Origin of the sequence: Amycolatopsis sp. DSM 110486 (genome assembly GCF_019468465.1) — a bacterium.
GTDB lineage: Bacteria > Actinomycetota > Actinomycetes > Mycobacteriales > Pseudonocardiaceae > Amycolatopsis.
In genome coordinates this window covers 3,004,904-3,021,354 of sequence record NZ_CP080519.1, presented here as the reverse complement: position 1 = coordinate 3,021,354, position 16,451 = coordinate 3,004,904, and the positions used below count along the sequence as shown (strand labels likewise).

The 16,451-nt window shown below is 70.6% G+C and carries 16 protein-coding genes; 14 read left to right on the top strand and 2 right to left on the bottom strand.

Annotated features, from left to right (window positions below; translation table 11 throughout):
- Nucleotides 1-65 precede the first annotated feature (65 nt).
- Both K1T34_RS14745 and K1T34_RS14740 read left to right on the top strand, forming a co-directional pair.
- Nucleotides 66-425, top strand: a complete 360-nt coding sequence (locus K1T34_RS14745; protein WP_220244824.1) for a hypothetical protein — start codon at nt 66-68, stop codon at nt 423-425.
- Nucleotides 426-573: 148 nt separating this feature from the next.
- A complete protein-coding gene (locus K1T34_RS14740; protein WP_220244823.1) occupies nt 574-1,002 on the top strand; it encodes a hypothetical protein in 429 nt (142 codons plus the stop codon).
- A 73-nt stretch (nt 1,003-1,075) separates the two neighbouring features.
- Here the strand turns inward: K1T34_RS14740 and K1T34_RS14735 are convergent, their stop codons facing one another.
- Complete coding sequence (locus K1T34_RS14735) at nt 1,076-1,534, bottom strand: GreA/GreB family elongation factor (protein WP_220244822.1); 459 nt, start codon at nt 1,532-1,534, stop codon at nt 1,076-1,078.
- A gap of 122 nt (nt 1,535-1,656) precedes the next feature.
- Between K1T34_RS14735 and K1T34_RS14730 the strand changes: the two genes are divergently transcribed.
- The 5 genes from K1T34_RS14730 to K1T34_RS14710 all read left to right on the top strand — a co-directional run bounded on the left by K1T34_RS14730 (nt 1,657) and on the right by K1T34_RS14710 (nt 7,123).
- Complete coding sequence (locus K1T34_RS14730) at nt 1,657-2,244, top strand: TetR/AcrR family transcriptional regulator (protein ID WP_220244821.1); 588 nt, start codon at nt 1,657-1,659, stop codon at nt 2,242-2,244.
- A gap of 19 nt (nt 2,245-2,263) precedes the next feature.
- On the top strand, nt 2,264-2,782 hold the full coding sequence (locus K1T34_RS14725) for a gamma carbonic anhydrase family protein (protein ID WP_220244820.1): 519 nt from the start codon (nt 2,264-2,266) through the stop codon (nt 2,780-2,782).
- 123 nt (nt 2,783-2,905) lie between these two features.
- A complete protein-coding gene (glyA, locus tag K1T34_RS14720) occupies nt 2,906-4,180 on the top strand; it encodes a serine hydroxymethyltransferase (RefSeq protein ID WP_220244819.1) in 1,275 nt (424 codons plus the stop codon).
- Between the two features lie 858 nt (nt 4,181-5,038).
- The gene (locus K1T34_RS14715; protein WP_220244818.1) at nt 5,039-5,365 is read left to right on the top strand and encodes a hypothetical protein; all 327 of its coding nucleotides are present in this window, start codon (nt 5,039-5,041) and stop codon (nt 5,363-5,365) included.
- A 123-nt stretch (nt 5,366-5,488) separates the two neighbouring features.
- The gene (locus tag K1T34_RS14710) at nt 5,489-7,123 is read left to right on the top strand and encodes an MDR family MFS transporter (RefSeq protein ID WP_220244817.1); all 1,635 of its coding nucleotides are present in this window, start codon (nt 5,489-5,491) and stop codon (nt 7,121-7,123) included.
- A 70-nt stretch (nt 7,124-7,193) separates the two neighbouring features.
- Here K1T34_RS14710 and K1T34_RS14705 read toward each other — a convergent pair whose 3' ends face one another.
- Nucleotides 7,194-7,709 (bottom strand): inorganic diphosphatase, encoded by a 516-nt coding sequence (locus tag K1T34_RS14705; RefSeq protein ID WP_220244816.1) that lies wholly within the window; start codon nt 7,707-7,709, stop codon nt 7,194-7,196.
- Nucleotides 7,710-7,880: 171 nt separating this feature from the next.
- On the opposite strand from K1T34_RS14705, the gene dacB reads away from it, so the two are divergent.
- The 7 genes from dacB (at nt 7,881) to K1T34_RS14670 (ending at nt 16,358) form a co-directional block, all read left to right on the top strand.
- Complete coding sequence (gene dacB, locus K1T34_RS14700; RefSeq protein WP_255638517.1) at nt 7,881-10,766, top strand: D-alanyl-D-alanine carboxypeptidase/D-alanyl-D-alanine-endopeptidase; 2,886 nt, start codon at nt 7,881-7,883, stop codon at nt 10,764-10,766.
- Nucleotides 10,767-10,857: 91 nt separating this feature from the next.
- A complete protein-coding gene (locus tag K1T34_RS14695; RefSeq protein ID WP_220247210.1) occupies nt 10,858-11,874 on the top strand; it encodes a zinc-dependent metalloprotease in 1,017 nt (338 codons plus the stop codon).
- Nucleotides 11,871-12,845: a tRNA lysidine(34) synthetase TilS gene (gene tilS / locus K1T34_RS14690; RefSeq protein WP_220244815.1), complete on the top strand. Its 975-nt coding sequence runs from the start codon at nt 11,871-11,873 to the stop codon at nt 12,843-12,845. The genes K1T34_RS14695 and tilS overlap by 4 nt, the downstream gene beginning before the upstream one ends.
- Nucleotides 12,846-12,847: 2 nt before the next feature.
- Entirely contained in the window at nt 12,848-13,399 is a 552-nt protein-coding gene (gene hpt / locus K1T34_RS14685; RefSeq protein ID WP_220247209.1) for a hypoxanthine phosphoribosyltransferase, read from the top strand.
- 195 nt (nt 13,400-13,594) lie between these two features.
- A complete protein-coding gene (locus K1T34_RS14680; RefSeq protein WP_220244814.1) occupies nt 13,595-13,960 on the top strand; it encodes a hypothetical protein in 366 nt (121 codons plus the stop codon).
- 19 nt (nt 13,961-13,979) lie between these two features.
- Nucleotides 13,980-15,389 carry a hypothetical protein gene (locus tag K1T34_RS14675; RefSeq protein ID WP_255638516.1) on the top strand — a complete coding sequence of 470 codons (1,410 nt, stop codon included), beginning with the start codon at nt 13,980-13,982 and terminating at the stop codon, nt 15,387-15,389.
- A gap of 165 nt (nt 15,390-15,554) precedes the next feature.
- Entirely contained in the window at nt 15,555-16,358 is an 804-nt protein-coding gene (locus K1T34_RS14670) for an ESX secretion-associated protein EspG (protein WP_220244813.1), read from the top strand.
- Nucleotides 16,359-16,451: the final 93 nt, after the last annotated feature.

The following is a 16,451-nucleotide window of genomic DNA, read 5'->3' as shown; positions in this document are numbered from 1 at the left end:
CAAGCCCGGTAAGCCCCGCGCGGATCGCTCGAGCGGTTCTCAGTGCACGATTCCGAAGGCCCGACATGGCGATCAGGCGGGCTACGGCCACGGTGCTGTCCCTCATCCGCATCTTCAACGGCGCCCCCGGTTTGGTCGCGCCGGAGGAGATGGCGAAGCAGCTGGGCAGCGCGATGGACGACGACAAGACGTTCGTCTACCCGGCGCGGATGTTCGACATCCGGACGCTGGTCCTCGGGTTCAACCTGCTGCTGGTACGCGGCGGGCCGCGGCGCAGTGCGTTGCTCAAGCAGGCCGTGCTGATCCACGGCGTCGACACACTGGCTGCCTTCTGGTGGTCCGTCGAGCCGGCCGTGTCCAGTGGTGTCGCCGGTGCCGGTGGACCTCACTATCCACAGTGGAGACTGGTGGGGGACGCCCCATGAAACGGCCCGACGAGAGCCGTTGCATGACTTCCGCTCGCGGAGCGCGACGTGGATCACGCGCCGGGGCCGCCTGACTCGGCCATCCGGCCTGTGGCTTCGGACCGGAAAGCCGATGCCGGTCCTCCGGGGCCCGGATTGACTCGGTGGCATGAACGAAATCGGGAAAACCGCGATCTGGTTCGCGGCGATCGCGGCGGCACTGGCGACCGTCACCGCGTGTGCGCCGGACGGGCCGGAGCACGTCAAGAACGTCTCGTACGACACCGGCGCCATCGGCAAGGCCGACACCGACGCGCGCCTGCCGTCCTGGATCCCCGACGACGCGACGGCCGTCACGGAGGTCATCCGCACCACCGGGTCCGAACGGATCCTGCGCTACACCCCGGGTGCCTCGGGCTTGCCCGCGACGTGCGTCAAGGGTCCCGCGGCGGCGACCCGCGCGACCCTGTCGGCCGACTGGTGGCCCGCCGGCCAGGAGCACCGCACCGACCGCGTCTGCGACACCGACTGGCACGTCATCGCCGACCAGGGCCTGATCTACGCCTACAAACCGGAGACGCTCGATCAGCGTCGCTGAGAGCCGCATAAAAAGACGGATCGGGCTGCCGAGGCGTGATGCCCGGCAGCCCGATCCGTGGTGTCCGAAGTGGTCAGTCCTCCGGCGGGGTCAGCTCGATCACCGTGGCGGAGGCTTCGCCGCGCGGGGTGCGGTAGGTGATCTTGTCGCCGGCCTTGGCGCCGACCAGGGCGAGACCCAGCGGGCTGTCCGAAGTCAGCGAGTCGACGTCCTCGCCTGGGATGGTGACGACGTTGAGCACTTCCTCGTCACCGTCGGCGAAGCGCAGCGAGACGCGCGTGCCGTCGGGGAGCAGATTGCTGTTGTAGGCGCCGTGTTCGAGCTTGGCGGCGACGTCGGAGATCTGGCGCTCCAGCCGCGCGGCGGCCTCGGCCCGGTCGATCACGTCGGCCTGGTCGGCCGCGTCCCCTGTGCGTTCCTGCTCGCCGAGCTGCGGTGCGAGCGCCGCTCGTTGTGCGCGCAGATCGGCTATTTCCTTCTCCAGCTGGCGGCGCGCCGCCTCGCTGAGCCCCTTGTCCCCTGAGATCACCATGCCGGGCATTGTCCGCTGTGCGGACCGGGGTGGCCAATCCGCTTTTTCACCCGAGAGGGCACGATGGGACGTCTGCCCTAGGATTCGGGCCTGTCGTCCTGAATAACGTAACGAGGATCACCGTGACCGCCGTACCCGGCCGCAGCGCCCAGCTGTCGCCCAACCAGCTGCAGAAGCAGGAGCAGATCGTCGAGGCCGCACGAGTCGTGCTCGCCAGAGACGGGCTCGCCGGGTGCACAGTACGCGCGATCGCCGACGCGGGCCCGCTCACGAAGAGCGCGATCCACTACTACTTCGCGGATATCGACGTGCTCATCGACCGCGCGATGGCCGCCCACATCACCACGTTCGCCACGGACCTGCGCGCCGTCGGGGAGAAGTTCGCCGACCCGCGCGAGCGCCTGTTCGAGGTGACCAAGGCGTACCTGGCGGAGTTCGCGGAGCGGCCCAACGGCGCGTTCCTGTGGTTCGAGTACTGGATCGCGGCCGGGCGCGCGCAGCACCCGCAGGCGATCGACGCGATGCTGACGTCGATCACCGAGCTGTTCGCGGAGCTGCTGGCGCCGCTCGACGTCGACGACCCGCGGGCGCGCGCCCGCGCGCTGCTCAGCTACCTGCTCGGCGCCGTGGTGCAGCAGCGGGTGCGGCCGCGGCCGGTCGAGAGCCTGCGCGGCGACGTCGAGGCGCTCTGCTTCGCCGGTTATCGCTGACGCCGCTTAGGGTGCTGGCATGCCTCTGTTCTCCTTCGAGGGCGCCAGCCCGCAGGTCCACCCGGACGCCTGGATCGCCCCCACCGCCACCCTGATCGGCGACGTGACCGTCGAGAAGGACGCATCGGTTTGGTACGGCGCCGTGATCCGCGCCGACTTCGGGCCGATCGTGATCCGCGAGGGTGCGAACGTGCAGGACAACTCGGTGATCCACTGCGGGGGCACGCTGACGGAGATCGGGAAGAACGTGACCGTCGGGCACCAGTGCCTGGTCCACGACTGCACGATCGGCGAACAGGCGCTGATCGGCAACGGGTCGACGGTGCTCGACAGGTCCGTGATCGGAGCGCGGTCGCTGATCGCCGCGGGCTCGACGGTGACGCCCGGCACGGAGGTGCCCGAAGAAGTGATCGCGATGGGCAGCCCGGCCAAGAAGTTCGTGCCGCTCACCGACTCGGCGCGGATGTGGGTGGAGCACAACGCCGGGATCTACCAGGACCTCGCGCGACGGCACCGGGAGGGCTCCAAGCCCGTCTGACGTGCACTAAACTCCGGCACACAGCTGCGACTGGCGCCATCAGAGGTGGAGCACCACCGGGAAGCGACGACGAGGCCGGCACCGCGCGCCTGGGTGCCCGGCCGGTTTAGAGCCGGAGACGTGATGACACATCAGCCCGCCCTTTCCACGCTCGCCGCCGCCGACCCGCAGATCGCCGGGCTCGTCGAGGACGAAGCGAAGCGCCAGCACGACAAGATCCGCCTGATCGCGTCGGAGAACTACGTCTCGCGCGCGGTGCTCGAGGCCACCGGCACCGTGCTCACCAACAAGTACTCCGAGGGCTACGCCGGCAAGCGCTACTACGAGGGCCAGCAGTTCATCGACCCCATCGAGAACCTGGCGATCGAGCGCGCGAAGGCCGTGTTCGGCGTGGACCATGCCAACGTGCAGCCGTACTCCGGCTCCCCGGCCAACCTTGCCGTGTACCTGGCCTTCGCCCAGCCCGGCGACACCGTGCTCGGCATGGCCCTGCCCGACGGTGGCCACCTGACTCACGGCTGGTCCGTGTCCGCGACGGGCAAGTGGTTCAACCCGGTCCGCTACGGCGTGCGCAAGGAAACCGGCCGCGTCGACTTCGACCAGGTGCGCGACCTGGCTCTGGAGCACCGGCCGAAGCTGATTTTCTGTGGTGGCACGGCCATTCCGCGGACGATCGACTTCCCGCGCTTCGCGGAAATCGCGCGCGAGGTCGACGCCGTCCTGGTGGCCGACATCGCCCACATCGCCGGCCTCATCGCGGGCGGGGCGCACCCGTCGCCGGTGGGCCACGCCGGTGTTATTACGACCACCACGCACAAAACCCTGCGCGGCCCGCGTGGTGCGATGATCATGTCGGACGCTGCTCACGCCAAGGCGATCGACAAGGCCGTGTTCCCCGGTCTGCAGGGCGGCCCCCACAACCACACGACGGCGGCCATCGCCGTTGCGCTGGGGGAGGCGCAGCAGCCCTCGTTCGCTACTTACGCGCAGACGATCGTGGCGAACGCCGCTGCGTTGGCTTCGGCCTTGCTCGACCGCGGCTACGACCTCGTTTCCGGCGGCACGGACAACCACCTGCTGCTGATCGACCTGACGAACAAGAACGTGGCCGGCAAGCCTGCCGCTCAGGCCCTGGACCGCGCCGGGATCGAGCTGAACTACAACACGGTGCCGTTCGACCCGCGCAAGCCGTTCGACCCGTCGGGCATCCGGCTGGGCACCTCGGCCATCACGACGCGGGGGTTGCTGCCGGAGCACCAGGTGCAGGTGGCGGAGTGGATCGACCGCACGGTGGTCGCGGCAGCTGCTTCTTCTTCTCCGGAGGCGGAGTTGGACCGGATCGCTGCTGAGATCCGGGAGTTTCTGACGCCGTTCCCGATTCCGGGTTACGTCGCCTGACGCTGCTTTCGCTGAGCGAATGGTCCCCTCGCGCAATGGTGGTTGGTGCGGGGGGACCTTTTGCGCTGTTGGTTCGGTGCGAGGGGTCCTCTGGTGCCGTGCCGGTGGTGCGATGGGACCTTTCGCGCTGCGTACTAGGTGCGAGAGTGCCTTTCGCACTGCGGACGTGGCGTGGGTGGATCGTTGGTGCGGGTGTCGGCGTGGCGGGGGGACCGTTTGCGCCAAGCCTTCCGCGCGAGGGGACCTTTGGGCTGTGCCGCCGGTGCGAGTGGGCCTTTCGTGCGGAGCCGACGTCACGAGAGAACCGCTCTTGGTGTGGGCCTGGTGCGAGTGGGCCTCTCGCGCGAGGGCTAGGCGTGGAGGGAGGGGATCCTTCGCGCCGCGCGCTTGGCGCGAGAGGGCCTTCCACACTCCACGCTTGCGCGAGGGGACCCTTCGCGCAGGGAGTGATTGGCAAGGAGGGCTGGTGGTTCGGTGTCGGCGGTGTGAGTGGGACCTTCGCGATGCCAGCGGTTGCGCGATAGGTCCCTTCGCGGCGCCAACATGGCGCGAACGGTGCTTTCGTGCGGGTTCTCCTGCCTGAGCGGGCCGGTCGCGCCGGTGCATGAGAGGACTGGCTCGTGTCGGGGCGCGTGGGCGCAGGGGTCCACTCGTGCTGAGGTACCGGTGCGAGGGGACCGTTGGTGGCGTGTTGGTGGGGCGGGTTGACCGGTCGCGCTGAGCGGGCGGGGTGAGGGGACCGTTCGTTCTGTGTCGGCGTCGCGAGGGGACCTTTCGCGTGGCGAACGGACCAGCCGGCGCCCGAGAGCGGAGCCGTCGCGATCGGGGCGTTGGCCGGCTGCGCGCGATGATGAGCCGATGCCGCCTCTGTTGCTGCCGACCGAGCTCGTCGTGCGGTACTGCGCCGTCGACCGGGAGCTGGTCGGGTCCGCGTTGGTCGACACCCCGCGCCGCCTGGACGAGTTGACCGGGGATATCGCGCGGCGGGGGATTCCGACGCCGCTCAGGCTGGGGTTCAACGAGGAGCTCGGAGTCCTCGACGGCAACCACCGCATCGCCGTGGCGCTGCGGCTTGGGCTTGCCGAGGTGCCCGCGGCGCTGAGGAGCGAGCCCCGAAGCCCCCGGCCGGGCCACGCGAGGCCCATGCGTGAAGCCGACTTCGCCCAGCTCGAGGCCCACCTCTAACTCCCTGCGACCAGCGTCACACCTTATTTACTTGCCTCATGCAAGCTTCCCGGGAACAGTTGCACCCTGAAAGTAGTTGATGGATACAAGCAACTGCTCGACCGGACTTGAGGGAGTACCAAGATGACCGCCACCATCACCGCGGAAGGGGGCACCGGCAAGCTGTCGCACCGGCAGATCCTCACCGTGCTGTCCGGGCTGATGCTCGGCATGTTCCTGGCCGCGCTGGACCAGACCATCGTGTCGTCGGCGATGAAGACGATCGCGGACGAGCTGCACGGCCAGAGCCTGCAGGCGTGGGCCACCACGGCCTACCTGATCACCGCGACGCTCTCGACGCCGCTCTACGGCAAGCTGTCCGACCTGTTCGGGCGCAAACCCATGTACCTCACGGCGATCTCGCTGTTCCTCGCCGGCTCGCTGGCCAGCGGGTTCGCGAGCTCGATGTACGAGCTGGCCGCGTTCCGCGCGTTCCAGGGTCTCGGCGCCGGTGGGCTGATGTCGCTGGCGCTGGCGATCATCACGGACATCACGGCGCCGCGCGAGCGCAGCAAGTACCAGGGCTACTTCATGGCCGTGTTCGGGATCTCGAGCGTGGCGGGACCGGTCGTCGGCGGGTTCTTCGCGGGGCTGGACTCCTTCGCGGGGGTCACGGGCTGGCGCTGGGTCTTCCTGGTCAACGTCCCGATTGCCCTGGCCGCGCTGGTCGTGGTGAGCAAGGTGCTGAACCTCCCGCACACCCGCGTGCAGCAGCGTGTGGACTTCCTCGGCGCCGGAGCGCTGACGCTGGGCCTGGTGCCGCTGCTGGTCGTCGCCGAGCAGGGGCGCGAGTGGGGCTGGGGTTCGCCCGCGTCGCTCGGCATGTACGCGATCGGGCTCGTCGGGGTCGTCCTGTTCATCCTGCAGGAACGCAGGATGGGCGACGCGGCTCTGCTGCCGTTGCGGCTGTTCCGCCGGCCGGTGTTCCGGGTGGCCACGCTCGTCACGGTGATCCAGGGCGCGGGCATGTTCGGCGCGATGATGTCGCTGCCGCTGTACCTGCAGATCGTGAAGGGCGCGACGCCGACGCAGGCGGGCCTGCAGATGCTGCCGCTCACCCTCGGGATCATGGTCGCGAGCCTCGGCTCCGGCGCGGTGATCTCGCGGACCGGCCGCTACAAGGTCTTCGCCGTGGCTGGTCTGGGGCTGATGGCGGCGGCGCTGTTCGGGCTGTCGACGATCGGCGCGGCCACGCCGCTGGGCGTCGTGATGGCGATCGCGTTCGTGATCGGCCTGGGCCTGGGCGCCTCGATGCAGACGCTGCAGCTCGCCGCGACCAACGACGTCGCCCCGCAGGACATCGGCGTCGCGACCTCGTCGGCCACGTTCTTCCGCCAGATCGGCGGCACGGCGGGGACCGCGGTGTTCCTCTCGATCCTGTTCGGCACGGTCGGTGACCGGATCGCGGCGGCGGTGCGCTCGGCGATGGCGACCCCGTCGTACGTCGCGGCGCTCGCCCAGCACCCGGAGTTCGCCCAGCAGATGGCGAACGGCGGCGTCGACGTGAACGACACCTCGTTCCTCGCCCACCTCGACCCGGTGCTGGCCCGCCCGATCCTCGACGGGTTCGCCGGCTCGATGAGCACGGTGTTCCTGGTCGGCGGGATTGTGCTGACGGTCGGGTTCGCCCTGGTCTGGCTGCTCAAGGAGAAGCCGCTTTCGGACAAGTCGGCGATGGAGCAGCGCTCGGAGCAGGAAGCGCTCGCGCTGGCGCACTGAAATAGATCAACGAAAGGGCCGTTCACCCCAGCTCGGGGTGAACGGCCCTTTCGCGCGTTCTCGGTCGCTCTCAGTGAGCGGGACCCTCGACCTCTTCCTTCGCCAGCCGGTCCTGCTCCCGCTGGTACGACCGCGAAATCTCGGCCTCGGCCTCCGCGCGGCCCACCCACGACGAACCCTCGACGCTCTTACCCGGCTCGAGGTCCTTGTAGACCTCGAAGAAGTGCTGGATCTCGAGCTTGTGGAACTCGTTGAGGTGGTGGATGTCGCGCAGGTGCTCAAGGCGCGGGTCGTTGGTCGGGATGGCCAGCACCTTGTCGTCCGGACCCTTTTCGTCGGTCATGCGGAACATGCCGATGGCGCGGCAGCGGATCAAGCAGCCCGGGAACGTCGGCTCCTGCACCAGCACGAGCACGTCGAGCGGGTCGCCGTCCTGGCCGAGCGTGTCGTCGATGAAGCCGTAGTCCGCCGGGTACTGCGTCGCCGTGAACAAGGTCCGGTCCAGCTTGATGCGACCGGTCTTGTGGTCGACCTCGTACTTGTTGCGCTCCCCCTTGGGGATTTCGATCGTGACGTCGAACTCCACGGCCGTCCTCGCTGCTTCTCGAATCTCGGTATCCCACACGTCGTGGGCGGCAACCGTAATCACCTCATTGACGTCACTAGTGTGGACTACGCGCTGCCGCCGGGTCCCGTGGATGTCGGCTAGGCAGCATGTGACCTTGGCCCCTTCCGGGCAGGTGAGAAGGAGTGGTGGGTGTCGGACAACGACCAGCCGATGTGGCCCGATGGTGACGAGGACACGTCGTCGCGCGGCGGTGGGGCGACCGCGCGCTTTCCCATCCCCAAGCCCGGCCAGACCGTCACGGACCAGCTCGCCGTGCCGAACGTCACACCTCCCGCCGGTTCTTCACCCGGCGCCGGCGGGCGTCCGCCGGGGTCGTGGTTCAAGCCGAACGTGGCTCCTGAACTGATTCCGGGACTGAACACTCCGGTCGAGCCGCGCCCGGCTGGTGACCGAGGTGGACAGCCGGGGCAGCAGCCGCCGCAGGGACAGCAGCCGCAGTCGGGGCCGCAGGGACAGTCGGGGCCGCAGAGCCAGCCGGGGCAGTCCGGGCAGATGCGGCAGCCGGGACAGCCGCGGCAGGACCTCGCCGACCGGCTCGGGCCGCGGCCAGGTGAGCAGCCGCGAGTCCGGCAGCCCCAGAACCAGCAGTCTCAGAACCAGCAGGCACCGGGGCAGCAGTCGCAGGGCGAGAGGAGCCAGTCCCAGCCGGGGCAGGGCCTGTTCGGTCAGCAGAGTCAGGGCGGCCAGCTCCAGCAGGGCCGGCAGACGCAGCAGGGGCCGGGTCAGCAGCAGTCCGGCCACGCGCCGTGGGGCCAGCAGCAAGGTCAGGGTCAGCAAGGCCAACAGCAAGGCCCGTGGTCGCAAGGGCTGCAGCTGGATCGCTCGGAGGGCCAGCGGCCGCAGACACAGAGCCAGCAGGGCAAAGAGCAGTCCTCGTCGGAACGGTCGCAGGAGACGCCGTCCGACCAGGCCACTCAGCAGCTTCGGGTGCCGCCGCCCGGCGTGCCCTGGGTGCCGGTGGAGCGACCCGCGCGCCCGGGCGACGGTGATCAGAGCCGCAGTGACGAGACCCGCGGCGACGAGAACCGTGGCGACCAGAACCGTGGCGACCAGAACCGTGGCGACCAGAACCGGAGCGAAGAGCCGCGCCGCGTCGGGTCGATGTTCGAGTCCGTGGCCGCGGAGCCGCCGGAGGAAGAGGCGAGCGAAGACAGCGGCGCCGCCAACAGCGAGAGCGGCACCGAGTACATCGACGTGTCCAAATGGGACGTCTTCCGCAACGAGCAGAAGCGCGAAGAACCCCAGCGCCAAGAACCCCAGCGCCAGAACACCGAGTCCCCACGCGAAGAACGTTGGGACGTCTTCCACACCGCCCAGGGCGGCAACGAACCCGAAGGCCCCCGGGACGCACCCCAGTGGGACAGCCTCCAGAACCAGGGCCCCTGGTCCCAGGACAAGCCCGACAACCCCCGCGGCCTCCCCGAGCCGCCGCGCGGCGCGGTCCCCCCGGCGTCGGGGACGCAGGCCCGCCCGGTGCGCATCGAACCGTCGGGTGAGCAGTTCCCGGCGGAGTCGACCGTCGGCATCGAGCGCCCCGCCGAAGGCTTCGCCGGCGGCTACGACGACCAGGAGCCGCCCCACAGCGAGCCGCAGCGGGACACCCCGCCGAAAGAGCCGAAAGCCAAGAAGGGCAAGAAGAAGTTCGTCGTCCTCGGCGTCGTCGTGGTGCTGGTGCTCGCGGCGGCCGGGGTCGCGTCCGCGATGCCGCAGGTGTCCAACAAGCTCGGCCTGCCGTGGGCGCCCAACGCGCCGAAGGGCGACAGCCCCGACCCCGCGTCCGTGACCCTCGCGCTGCACGGCCCTGACACCTCGGGCCAGGGCCCGTCGGCGAACGGCGTCGCTTCCGCCCTGGCCGGACCGTCTGGAGCGTCGGCGCTCTCGCAGCTCAGCGGCAGCGTGATCGACCCCGCCAACGGCTCCGTCCTGTGGGACCACAGCTCGACCACTCCGCTGACGCCGGCGTCGACCACGAAGATCCTCACGGTGTCGGCCGCGCTGCTGTCGATGGACCCGACGAAGCGGATCGTCACCAAGGTCGTGCAGGGCTCGTCGCCCGGCACGGTGATCATCGTCGGCGGTGGCGACCCGTCGCTCACGGCGCTGCCCATCGGCACCGACTCGCCGCTCTACCCCGGCGCGGCCCACGTGGACGACCTCGTCGCCCAGATCAAGAAGGCCGACCCGAACGTCCAGAAGGTGCAGGTCGACGTCAGCGCCTACTCGGGCCCCACCACCGCCCCGGGCTGGGAGCCCGGCGACGCGCCGTCGACCTACGGCGCGCCGATCGTGCCCGCGATGGCCGACGGCGGCCGCCTCAACCCGTCGGTCGACGAGACGCCGCGCTCGGGCAACCCGGCGACCACGCTCACCCAGCTCGTCGCCGACAAGCTCGGCGCGCAGGCCGCCGGCACCGCGAAGGCGCCTGCCGATGCGAAGGTCGTCGCGCAGGTGCAGTCGGCGCCGTTGCCGGACCTGGCGTACGCGCTCCTGCAGATCTCCGACAACGTCCTCGCCGACGCTCTCGGCCGCCAGGTCGCCATCACCGCGGGCGCCGAGGCGTCGTTCTCCGGCGCGGCCGCGTCGGTGAAGAAGGTGCTGGCCGACCACGGGTTCGACGTCACGGGCCTGCAGCTGTCCGACACGAGCGGCCTGTCCAACCAGAACAAGGTACCCGCGCGGCTGCTCGCGCAGGTGCTCGCCGAGGCCGCGGCACCGGACGGCAAGAACCCGGACACCCCGAAGCTGCGCCCGTTGCTCGCGGGCCTGCCCGTGGCCGGCAGCCCCGCCGGCACGCTCGCCACCCGCTACGCGACGCCGAACTCGGCCGCGGGCAAGGGCTGGGTCCGGGCGAAGACGGGCACGCTCACCGGCGTCAACACCCTCGCCGGCTACGTGCTCGACAGCGACAACCGCGTGCTCGCGTTCGCGTTCATGTCCAACGGCTCGGAGAAGAACCCGGGGCAGGCCGCGCTCGACGTGCTGGCCACCACCCTGCGGAAGTGTGGCTGCAACTAGGCGAATCGGTGCCGGATTCAGTCGGGCAAAGTGCCCTTGTGCAGGTAGCGTCGGACAGGTGAGCCAGGAAACCGAGACCCCACGGCGGCCGATGGTCGACTGGGACCTCGCGGCGTCCACCGGAGCGCGGTTGGTGCGCGGTGGTCCGCAGGTGCCCAAGGAAGAGGCCGCGCGCGCGGTCACCGACCTGCGTGACCTCACGGCCGAGGCCGAGGGCCACGTGCGGGAGCTGACGGGCCTGGGCAAGGACCTGCCACTGCTGCCGGGCACGGTCGTCGACCGGCCCGGCTGGGTGCGTTCCGCCGCGTCGGGGCTCGAAGCGCTCACAGGCCGCGCGCTGCCCGAAGCGCAGGGCGGCCCGCTCGGCCCGATCCTGGCGTCGGGCGCGGGCGTGCAGACGGGGCTGGTGCTGTCGTTCCTCGCTTCGCGCGTGCTCGGCCAGTACGACCCCTTCGGCGGCCCCGAGCGCGAAGGGCAGCTGCTGCTCGTCGCGCCCAACGTCGTCGCCGCAGAGCGCGCGATGAAGGTGCACGCGCCCGACTTCCGGCTGTGGGTGTGCCTGCACGAGTGCACGCACCGGCTGCAGTTCACGGCCGTGCGGTGGCTGCGCGACTACTTCGCCGACGAGGTCGAACGCCTCGTCACCGGCATCGCGGGCCATTCCGCCGACGGCCTTTCGGACCTCGTCGGGCGCCTGCCCGAGGCGCTCAAGCAGCGGGGCAAGGGCGTCGGCATCGCGGAACTGCTGCAGTCGCCCGCGGAACGCGCGATCTTCGATCGGCTGCTGGCCCTGTCGACCCTGCTCGAAGGCCACGCCGACTACGTGATGGACGCCGTCGGCCCGCGGGTCGTGCCCAGCGTCGAGGTGATCCGCTCGCGTTTCAGCGCCCGTCGCCAGGGCGGCGGTGTCTTCGACCGCATGCTGCGCGCGTTGCTCGGGCTTGACGCGAAGATCCGCCAGTACGAAGAAGGCGCGAAGTTCACGAAGCACGTGGTGAACGCCGTCGGCATGGAGGGGTTCAACGCGGTCTGGCGCTCGCCGAACACGCTGCCGACCCGGGCCGAGATCAGCGATCCGGCGGCCTGGGTGCGGCGCCTGCACGGGTGAGCGCGCTCGCGGCGGTCCGCCGGGCCGTGCGGGAGTTCCTCGCGACGCACGCGCCGCCGCCGGAGGTATGCGTCGCCGTCTCGGGCGGGGCGGATTCCCTTGCCCTGGCGGAAGCCACGGCGTACGTCGCGCGCCACCGGAAGCTGCGCACGCGCGCGCTGATCGTCGATCACGGGCTTCAGGACGGCTCCGCGGAAGTCGCCGCGCGAGCCGCCGCGGCCGTGAAGGAGCTCGGCGTGGACGAGGCGGAAATCCTTACCGTGCACGTCACGGGCAAGGGCGGTCCCGAAGCCGCCGCGCGCACCGCGAGGTACCGCGCGCTGCGCGCAGCGCTGCCCGGCGGCGAAGAAGGACTCGTGCTCCTCGGCCACACCCTCGACGACCAAGCCGAAACGGTGCTGCTCGGCCTCGGCCGTGGCTCCGGACCGCGGTCGCTGGCCGGCATGCGCCCGCTCGACCCGCCGTGGGGCCGGCCGCTGCTGGGCGTCACGCGCGAGCAGACCCGCGGTGCCTGCGCCGAGCTCGGCCTCGAACCCTGGCAGGACCCGCACAACGCCGATCCGCGCTTCACCCGCGTCCGCCTGCGCGCGGAAGTGCTGCCGCTGCTGGAAGAGGTGCTCGCCGGCGGCGTCGCGGCGGCATTGGCCCGAACGGCCGCACAGCTGCGTGACGACACCGAGGCGTTGGACACAGTGGCGGACAGGATTCTCACCCGCGCGGGAGGGCCCGAAGGGCTGGACGTGACGGTGCTCGAGGGCGAGCCCGCGGCACTGCGCAGACGGGTTCTCCGCAGGTGGCTGCTGGGCTCGGGCGTGCGGGAACTGACCGACGCGCACCTGCGCTCGGTCGACGCGCTCGTGGCCCGCTGGCGCGGGCAGGGCGGCGTCTGGCTGCCGGGCAACTTGGAGGCGCGCCGGTGCCGTGGCAGGCTCTCGCTGTCCGGACTCGAACCCACCACCCGAGGGGAATGACCGTGTACGAGGGCGAGATCGCCTCCGTGCTCATCACCGAGCAGCAGATCAAGGACAAGATCGCGGAGCTGGCGGCCAAGATCGCCGCGGACTACCCCGAAAACGGCCAGGGTGATCTCCTCCTGGTGGGCGTGCTCAAGGGTGCCGTGATGTTCATGACCGACTTCGCCCGCGCTCTGCCGGTGCCGACGCAGCTGGAGTTCATGGCCGTGTCGTCCTACGGCTCCTCGACCTCGTCGTCGGGTGTGGTGCGCATCCTCAAGGACCTCGACCGCGACATCGCGGGGCGCGACGTGCTGATCGTCGAGGACATCGTCGACTCCGGCCTCACGCTCTCGTGGCTGCTGAAGAACCTCGCGAGCCGCAACCCCGCGTCGCTCGAGGTCGTCTCGCTGCTGCGCAAGCCCGAGGCCGTGAAGGTCGACGTGCCGGTGAAGTACATCGGCTTCGACATCCCCAACGAGTTCGTCGTCGGTTACGGCCTCGACTACGCCGAGCGCTACCGCGACCTGCCCTACATCGGCACACTGGACCCGCACGTCTACACGTCCTGAAGCCCGGCGGTGAACCTCGCGGGGCTTTCGGACGTGTCAGAGGTGGTAACGCGCCGGCGGTGTTGCGGCGATCACACACGGCGGGGAACCTGGGGTTCGCCGATCGCGTCATAGGTGCAGACCTGGTGCGTTAACCTATGCGAAGACCTATGCCAAGCGAGCGGGGAGCTCGCGCGGGGGAACGGAGAGAGGGCAATGGGCAACAGCAGCTTGGCCGATGCCAACGCGTTCAAGAGCGCCGCTGTCAACGGCCAGGTCGGCATCGACCCGGACGCCGCACAGACCGCGCTCAACAAGATCCGCACGGGCAAGGACGCGGTCGAAGCCCTGCTCAACAGCGCGGGCTCGCTGGCGCAGCCGCCGAAGCTCGGCGCCAACCCCGTCGGCCAGGCGATGGCCGAGAAGTTCGTCCAGCGCGCCGACGGCGGTGGCGACTCCTATTCCTCGGCCCTGCAGAACCTGCTGAGCCAGTACGAGGCGGCGGAGCAGGGCATCCTCACGGCGATGGCGCGCTACCACGAGTTCGACCAGTCCGCGGCCGACCCGTTCCGCAAGGCCTGACGAGGGGGATCACGAAGTCATGGCTGGAAACCAAGACAGCAGCAACGGCCAGCAGCCGCCGGCGCAGAACGTGCCCGCCAGCGGGTCCGCGGTGCAACTCGGCGACAACTCGGTCTCGCAGAACATCGTCGACTCCGCGCGCGGTCGCGCCGGCGGGTTCGAGATGGGCGGCGACCGCGCGATCGCCAACCCGCCCAACTGGAACGCGCAGGAGAGCCACCAGCTCTACAACGGCGCGATCACCGACAACGACCCGGGCACGGCCGAGGCCACCGGGCAGCACTGGACCAAGCACGGCACCGAGCTGAAGACGGCGTCCGACGACCTGTTCAACGCGGTCGCCGAGCTCGGCAACGCGTGGGTCGGCGACGGTGCCGCGGGTGCGCAGGGCGCGCTCGTGTCCATCGCCAACTCGGGCACGCAGGCCTCCGACGCCGCGCACACGATGGCCGACCGCCTCGCGAAGCAGGCCGCGGCCGCCGCCGAAGTCAAGAAGATGCCGGCGCCGCTCGACTACGACCCGAAGCAGGCCATGTCCGCGGCGCTGGCCGGCGGTCCCGCCGCGCTGGCCGCCGACCAGAAGGCCCAGGCCGACGCCGCCAACGACGTCAAGGCCCAGCAGGTCGCGTTCTTCAACGCCTACACGCAGTCGATGAAAGAGGTCGACAACACGACCCCGAGCTTCGGCCCTGACTCGCTCGGCATGAAGCCCACGCCCTCGCACTTCAACGGCAACGACTTCGGCAACGTCGGCACGATCGCGGCGCCGGTCGGCGCCGGTACCCTCGGTGCCGGCAGCTACGCCGTCGGCGGTGGCACGGGCTACACGGGCCACTCCGGCAGCGGCGCGGCCGCGGGGGCGTCCGGTGCGGGTGGCCCTCTGGTCACCGGCAACTCGGGCACCTACGGCACGTCCGGCTTCGACGGCGGCATGGCCGCGTCGGCGGGAGCCGGCGCGGGTGCCGCGCCCGCTCCGGCCCCGGCCCCGGCTCCTGCCACACCGGCCGTGTCCGCCGGTGGCGGTGGCGGTGGCGGTGCCGCTTCGGCACTCGGCCTGAGCGCGCTGGGCGGCGGTGCCGGCTTCGCGGGCGGCAAGCTCGGGCAGGGCTCGCGCAGTGGCGCGCGCAAGAACGAGGAGAGCACGTCGGCGGCCGCCGAGCACCAGAGTGCCCAGGGCGCCGCGCCCGCGCAGCAGCAGGGCGTGGTCTCGGCCGGCGGCACGATCGGTGGCCAGAACCCGCCGGGCATGAACCCGATGGGTGGCGGCATGGGCGGCGGCATGGGTGCCCACGGCGGCCAGGGCCAGGAGGACCAGGAGCACACCCACGCGTCCTTCCTCATCGAGCCGGACCCGGACGACGCCTTCGGCGCCAACGAGGCCACGCCTCCGCCGGTGATCGGTGCCTGGTCGGACGACGACGACAACTGACGCACTTCCCGCGGGCGCGTGGCCTTTCCGGCCGCGCGCCCGCGTTTGTCTCGAACGCGGCTGTTTAGAACACGGCTGTTTGGAACACGGCGCAGCACCACCGAAAATGTCTTGAACACAACGTCCTGAACACAAGGTGTGACACGGGGTTTGGGGGTTTGGTCGATGCCGAACGCGGAGCTGCTCACCCCGCTCGAGGTGGACTTCCTGTGGGAGTCGGCCGCGCTGGGTGAGCTGCCCTACCCGCTGCGGATCCGTTCGCACGGCGCCACCGTCGATGAGCGCGACGCACTGCGAGCGCGCACGCTCGGCGGCCTGGTCCAGCGCGATCTCGCCGACGGCCGCGGCCGGCCCGCGCCGCACGTCGAGGAGTACTTCGGCATCCTCGCCGCGCCCGACACGAGCCTCGACACGGTGCAGCTGCTCGATCCCAACGCCGAACCGCTGCTGGCCGTCGCCGGCCTCGTCGGCGAGCAGGGCCTGCTGGCCGTGCAGGACCAGCGCGGCTTGCACCTGCAGCCGTGCCCGGCCGACGGCTTGGCCACCGCCATCGTCTCGCTCCTGCCGGGCGCCCCGCGCGGCACGGAGAAGTCGATCACGGTGCCGCTGGAGCAGCTCGTGGGCAGCTCCGGCGTCGACTTCATGCAGCGCCGTGGCAACCAGGTCGACGCCTCGGGCCGCGCGAGCGTGGACGAGGACCGCAAGGCACTGGCCCGCCTGCACGCCCAGCCCCGGCTGCGCGGCGGGCAGATCGGCGCCAACGCGCGCAACCGCCTCGGCGGGCGCAGCCGGTCGCCGGTGCTCAGCTGGTTCGACACCGAGACCGGCCGCTACTTCACACAGGCCACCCGCGGCCGCGACGGCCGCGACTGGATCACCATCGCGCCGGCCGACGCCGCGACCCTGCGGCACCGCCTCGGCGAGATGATGGCCGGCGCGGCGGGGCAGGAAAGCGCGGCGGCGTTCTGAGGAGCTGCTGGTAGTTCAGCACTTCAGGCCGTTCCTGCCCGGGGCACGCTCGCGCTACGCTGAGCAAGAGATCGATCCTGGAGGGTGAGCACC